General features: G+C 68.9%; 3 protein-coding genes. 1 reads left to right on the plus strand and 2 read right to left on the minus strand.

What is annotated here, in order from left to right; all coding sequences use genetic code 11:
* Positions 1-1,715: 1,715 nt before the first annotated feature.
* The gene (locus tag ACWFRU_RS42075) at positions 1,716-4,292 is read right to left on the minus strand and encodes a tetratricopeptide repeat protein (RefSeq protein ID WP_453694124.1); all 2,577 of its coding nucleotides are present in this window, start codon (positions 4,290-4,292) and stop codon (positions 1,716-1,718) included.
* Between the two features lie 65 nt (positions 4,293-4,357).
* Positions 4,358-4,789 (minus strand): hypothetical protein, encoded by a 432-nt coding sequence (locus ACWFRU_RS42080; RefSeq protein WP_453694126.1) that lies wholly within the window; start codon positions 4,787-4,789, stop codon positions 4,358-4,360.
* 610 nt (positions 4,790-5,399) lie between these two features.
* Between ACWFRU_RS42080 and ACWFRU_RS42085 the strand changes: the two genes are divergently transcribed.
* A complete protein-coding gene (locus tag ACWFRU_RS42085; protein WP_453694128.1) occupies positions 5,400-5,726 on the plus strand; it encodes a hypothetical protein in 327 nt (108 codons plus the stop codon).
* The last annotated feature ends 216 nt before the right edge of the window (positions 5,727-5,942 follow it).

Consider the following 5,942-nt stretch of genomic DNA (forward strand, 5'->3'; position numbering starts at 1 on the left):
AACACCGCCCGCATACGCTCCACTTCGTGCACGTCCACGCTCCTCAACATGCTCTTGATCAGCGCAAACGGGAAGACCTAACGGAGTCCTACTAGGCGAAGACGCGTCAACGCCTCGATCGAGCCAATCTACCGAGCGCCGGAAAAGCGGCAGTCGGCCCCACGCCGCTGTCGATGACGCGAGGGGCCGTTCTGATCGCGATGGCGACGCAGCAACGCGCACCCGCTGCGCAGTTCTGGAGGGGCTGCTTCACAACAACCTTGCCCGACGCCTGACGATGGATCGGCTGCAGGCGCTGCCCACCGCGCCGGACCGTGCTCAGCGTGATCGCGGCTCTGGCCGTGTTGGTTGCGGCGGCGAACGGCCCTGCACTGGCGGACTCCGACGCCTGCAACTGCACAAAGCAGGAAAGCCTGCGCGTGACCGACGGACACGGCTCCCATACGGGCCGCTGACGATTGCCGCCATGCATCCGAGGCCCATACCTCCGAGGACCGGGCAAGGGCGACCGACACGGCGCAATGCAGGCGCGTGTGCGCCCGCGGCTGACGCAGCAGCGGCTGTTGTCGGTTGGGCCACAACCCTCCAGCGATGCCGAGAGCCTCAAGCGGTCCCATCGCAATGGGCATCGGCGAGGGTCGGCTGGGGTCTCACGTCGACTCTCTTACCGACGCCTTGCCACTGCGAGGGAGCGAAACTGCACTGCAGCCCGCCGCTACAGACGGGCGTCAAAGCCGGTCACTTACGCTTCCTCGACGCTGCGACGGCGGCCCACGCCAGCCCCAGGATGAGGAGTCCGATCACGAGCCACATCGGGGCCCCGTCCAAACCCTTGTATGCCGTCACAGTCCAGGCGCTGCTCTCTCGCATCGGAGTCACTCCGCTTCTTCCATACAGGTCATCTGATCTTTCCGACTGCGTCGTAGCTCTGTCGTACGGGGCCTGTCACCGAGCCCGCTGCTGCTGTCGCCGCCGGGATCCGCGCGCTGTCCTGGACGGCGTTATGTGGGCGCCCGCAGCGGCTCACCACAACCAGCCCGCGATGCGGGGGCTCGCGCGGACGGAAGGCGGTTTATCGGTCGGCCGCGACCACTGGAACCCGCGCGGGCGTACTTGAACTGCGGAGAAGAGCTGGAGATCATGGACACGCTTGCGTCGGCACGGGACTGCGGCGCCCGCTGAGGGCCGTACCGCTCCCGACCAGGTGCTCGACTGATACGAGGCCACGCACGCCGGCGAACCGGCCCTCTACCGCCCATAGCTGGCGATTGCCCTGATCGACGCCAACGAACCCTCATTGCGCCGTCGCCAAGACCGAGGTCATCGTCGGCCTGCCCAGCAAGCGCTCAGCGGAACGTACAAGCCCCAGGTCTCGCCGGTCACCAGGGCGGGGCCGAAGTGGCGGGCGGCATGCCGCGTCAGGCGCAGCGCACGTACCAGGGCGGCGAGCATCTGCTCCAGAAGCACAGAAAGCCGACAGTCTCGGGGCGGATGCGCTCGCGGCGCAAGCACCGTGTCGTGCGAGATACCGCAGTCACCGACGCGTTCGCCGACGTCCACGGAGAACGGTACCCGCGCGACCACACTCGTGGCCCTGGATGAAGTGGTCGACGGCGGCCGGGCCCTGAGCGGCGACCGCTCCCCGGCAGCTCGAACAGGCTATACGGACCGGCCATACCCAGTGCATCGGCCGTGGAGAACACAGCCGCACTCGCTCACGAACCAGGTGTCTCATTCACATCCGATGCGCCCCTGACCTCTTCGTCCTGCAGGTGGGCCAAGTGCTGTGCGGCTGAGGGGGCTTCAGCCGCGCCAATGCGCTGATAGATTCCGACGGCTTCGCGGAGGTTGGCCAGGGCGTTCTTGCGATCACCCATATGAGCCAGGCATCGGGCAGCCCCATCAAGTGCCCGCGCCTCATCCAGCGGGCTGCAGATCTGCCGTGCCAGCTCCAGCGCCCTTTGGTACGTGGCGAGGGCAGCCTGAGGCCCGGGGGACTGGGCGAGATGCACGCCCATATTGTTCAACAGCTCGGCCTCTCCCTGCAGATCGCCTACCGCCTGGTACAGGATCAACGCCTGCTCGTGGAGCCGGGCAGCCTGCCGGTAGTCGCCGCTCAGCGCCCGCGCATGCCCAAGATCGTTGAGGGCGTTAGCCTCCCCCAGCCGGCTGCCGACGGCCCGGAACAAAGCCAGTGCCTGCTCCTGCATCTGGGCCGCCTGCACGTGGTGACCGGTCAGCGCCCGCACACGGCCCAGCGCCCACAGGGCGTTGGCCTGCGCGTGCCGATTACCGAGAGCTTGATACAAGGTCAGGGCCTGTTGGTGGAGCTGGGCTGCCTGCGTGAAGTCACCGGTCGCTGCCCGCACATGGCCCAGTTCCCACATGGCATTGGCCTGCCCGAGGCGGTCACCTAGGACCTCATACAGGGTCAGGGCCCGCTCCTGCAGCCCGGCCGCCTGCGCGAAGACGCCGCACATCATCCGTGCACGGCCCAGGGTCCACAGAGCATTGGCCTGACCGAGCCGGTCGCCAAGGACCTCGTACAGGACCAAGGCCCGCTCGTAAAGCCGGTGCGTCTCTGCGGAGTTGTCACACACCGCCAGCGCACGGCCCATGTCCCACAGGGCGTTGGCCTGTCCGAGTCGGCTGCCGGTGGATTCGTACAGGGCCAGGGCCTGCCTTTGCAGATCGACCGCCTGCGCGTAGGAGTCCGACATCATTCGTGCCCGGCCCATGTTCCACAGGGCGTTGGCCTGTCCCAGGCGGCTGCCGGTGGCCTCGTACAGGGCCAGGGCCCGCTCGTGCAATTGGACTGCCTGTTCGTAATCGCCGGTCAGGTAGCGCACATCGCCCAGACTGTTGAGAGCATCGGCCTCGCCCGAGGAATCGTTGGCGAGCCCGGCGGCGGTGGCGGCCCGCTGGTGGAGGGTGACGGCCTGAGGCCAAGGGCCTTCCTGGCGCAGGAAGGCGGCCATGGCAGCCGTCAGGCCCACAACGCGGGGCGCCGGGCTCGGGCCGGCCGTGTACAGGCAGGCGAGCAAGTTGTTGCGCTCGGTGCGCATCCAGGTCAGCGCGGCCGCCCAGTCGGGCAGGCTTGGTGCGGCGGCAGGTGGCGCGGCGGGCGGGGGGCGGGGGCAGGGGACGCGGTTCAGGTGCCGGTCGGCGATCTGTGCGGTGTGCTGGTAGTAGTCCAGGAGCCGTTCGGCGGCCCGGGTGCGTTCGGCGGGCTGGTCGTGCCGGATGGCCAGGGCGCGCGCGTACTCCCTGAGCAGGTCGTGCAGTTGGTAGCGGCCCGGGACGGGCTCGTCGAGAAGGTGATCGGTGTACAGGGACTCCAGGCGTCGCCGGGCAGCGGCGAGCGGGATGTCGTCGAGGGCCGCCGCGGCGTACGCGTCGACGTCAGGCCCGGGGTGCAGGCCGATGCGGCGGAAGAACCGCTGCTGATCCTCGGACAGATCTTTGTAGGAGAGCAGGAAGGCGGTGTACACGGCGCGATTGTCGCCGTCGTGGAGTTCGCTCAGGCGGTCCTGCGCGTCGGCGAACTCGCTGGCGAACCGGGCGATGGACCACGCGCGCTTGTCCTTGTGACGCAGTCGGCCGGCGAGCAGGACGATCGCCAGTGGAAGATACCCGCACCGCGCCACCATTTTGGCGAGCGCGGTCTGCTCGCTACCGGCAGGGCTGCGGTGGCAGCGGCTGGTGAACAGCGCGACGGCCGCGTCCGGGGTGAGCGGTGCCAGGGGTAGCGGAGCGGCTCCGTCCAGGGCGATCAGGCGGCGCCGACTGGTGACCAAGGTCAGGCAGTCGTCACCGCCGGGCAGCAGCGGCTGGATCTGGGCGTGGCCGACGGCGTCGTCGAGGACCAGCAGGAACCGCTTGCCGGCAAGCCGGTCGCGCCACAGGTGCGAGCGGCCTTCCAGGGTCGGCGGCAGGCTACGCGGATCGATGCCCAGATCGGTCAGCAGCACCGCCAGCACGTCCACTGGCCGGGCGGCGGGCAGGCCGGGGGTGTGGGCGTGCAGATCGCAGAAGAACTGCCCGTCGGGGAACTGCTCGGTCAGCAGGTGCGCGGCGCGCGTGGCCAGCGCGGTCTTGCCCACACCTGGCATCCCGTCCACGGTATGGACGTTGAGCACCCGGCCTGGTCCCGCCGCGTTCAGCAGCCGCTCCAACTCTTGTTCACGCCCGATGAACCCCGCGATGTCCTGGGGCAGACCGTGCGTGACCACGGGACGGCCGGGCGGCGGCGCCTCGTGCACCGTCGTCCTGTGCAGATCGTGGGCCGCCATGTTCACTTCCCCCGCTTCCCGGATCGCCCCGTGCTGCTCGACGGCGGGCGCCGGGGCGGGCGGGGTCAGGCTTTTGGGGCCGGCGGCTCGCCCGTGATGCCGATGTCCCGCCCGGCGACGAAGCTCGTGCCACCACTGACGGCGGTGTGCTGGAAGACGGAATACACCCGCTCCCGCTCACCCGCGTCCAGCACTGGGACGAGCTGGCCTTCCATGAGCCGGCGCAGCTCACCGGCCGCTCGCGGGTCCCGCTGCAGCAGTGCCTGCAACTGCAGCCGCCACATCCCTTCCAAGGCCTGTTCCGTGACCGCATCCTGCATCTGGCGGGCCTGCACGATTTGGGAGCGCAGCGTCTCCAAGTCGCCACGCACCGGGTCGGTGCCTTCCGGATGGATCCGTCGCCACACGCCCACCACGCTGTCGCGGACCTGTTGCCAGGCGTCCGTGGCCATCGCCGCCACCAGCGCCGTACCCGCCGCCATCACCACTGCGTCCATCCCGCCTCCATCGCCGTACCGATGCCATCAGCGTGCCCCCGGCCCGGGTGCCATGGCCATAAGCCGAAGAGCATCGAACGCCTCTCGAACGTCCTCGCGTGGACGCTGCATCACCACGCTGCGCTTCCCGGGCACGACCGGACCGGCCGCGCGCTTCCGCGGATGGATCGGGCCAGAACGGGCGTGCGCCGAGCGGACGGGGGCCGAGCGGATCTACGGCGAACAGACACGGCCGCCGGCACGGTGATCTCGCGTAGTGACGGGAGCAACTCGACGCACGCTGGAAGTGAGCTCACTGCGCCGAGAGCGCCTGCCATCTCGAGGCCGCGCAGCGCAGGCAGGCCCCGGCCGGAGGCAGCCATGAACGACGACACGCACCGGTTGGGGAGGGCCTTCAGCAGGAACGGCGCGCGGCGCCGCAGCAACCGGACACACCGAGACGGCCTCGGCGGCTGCCCGGACCGTGGTGGCTGTGGGCGTTGGCCGCCCTGTTCCTCGTACTCGTCGTGATCATGGCGGCGAGCAAAGACGCCTGGGGGCCCGGAACCTGCGCCCACCGTGGTGGACCTGTGACACCAAACCTAGCTTCCCTCTCGCCGACGCCACCTGGATGCGGCTGTCCATGGTTCGCGCCAAGGTCAGCCTCCCCAACGGCTACTGCGGGGCTCCCATTCAGACCGACTGCGAGTACGCCAACCCATGTCTGGACTGCCGCTTCTTCATCACCACCGGCGACTTCCTCGACCAACACCGACGCCAGCGGGAGGAAACCCGCAAGCTCATCGGCGATGCCGAGAAGCCCGGGGTGTCGCGCATTGTCGAGAAGCACACCCGCACGCTCGGCAAACTCGACACCCTCATCGACGCCTTGGAAAAGGCCGGACCGCAGCAGATCGTGGCCGGTGGGAAGGTGACTGATCTCGATGCCACCGGCTGACAACGCCCGCTTCCTCGTCGAAGCAGCGAAGACGCGCAGCAGGCAGGCACGCGAACGCGCCGAAGAAGCTTTGAAGGCAGCCGCCCGCCGCAGCGAACGCCCACGGTCGTCGGGATCGGGCTGAACCGTTCCGGGTTCGGTAGGGACTCGATCGTTTGAGAGGATCGAGTTATGGCACGTCCTTCCCAGTACCCGCTTGAGCTGCGCCGTCGTGCG

It is taken from the genome of Streptomyces sp. NPDC055099, assembly GCF_053607685.1.

Coding starts and splice junctions, on each gene's coding strand:
- ACWFRU_RS42085 (WP_453694128.1), top strand. CDS start 5,400: ATGCGGCTGTCCATGGTTCGCGCCAAGGTCAGCCTCCCCAACGGCTAC.
- ACWFRU_RS42080 (WP_453694126.1), bottom strand. CDS start 4,789: ATGGACGCAGTGGTGATGGCGGCGGGTACGGCGCTGGTGGCGGCGATG.
- ACWFRU_RS42075 (WP_453694124.1), bottom strand. CDS start 4,292: ATGGCGGCCCACGATCTGCACAGGACGACGGTGCACGAGGCGCCGCCG.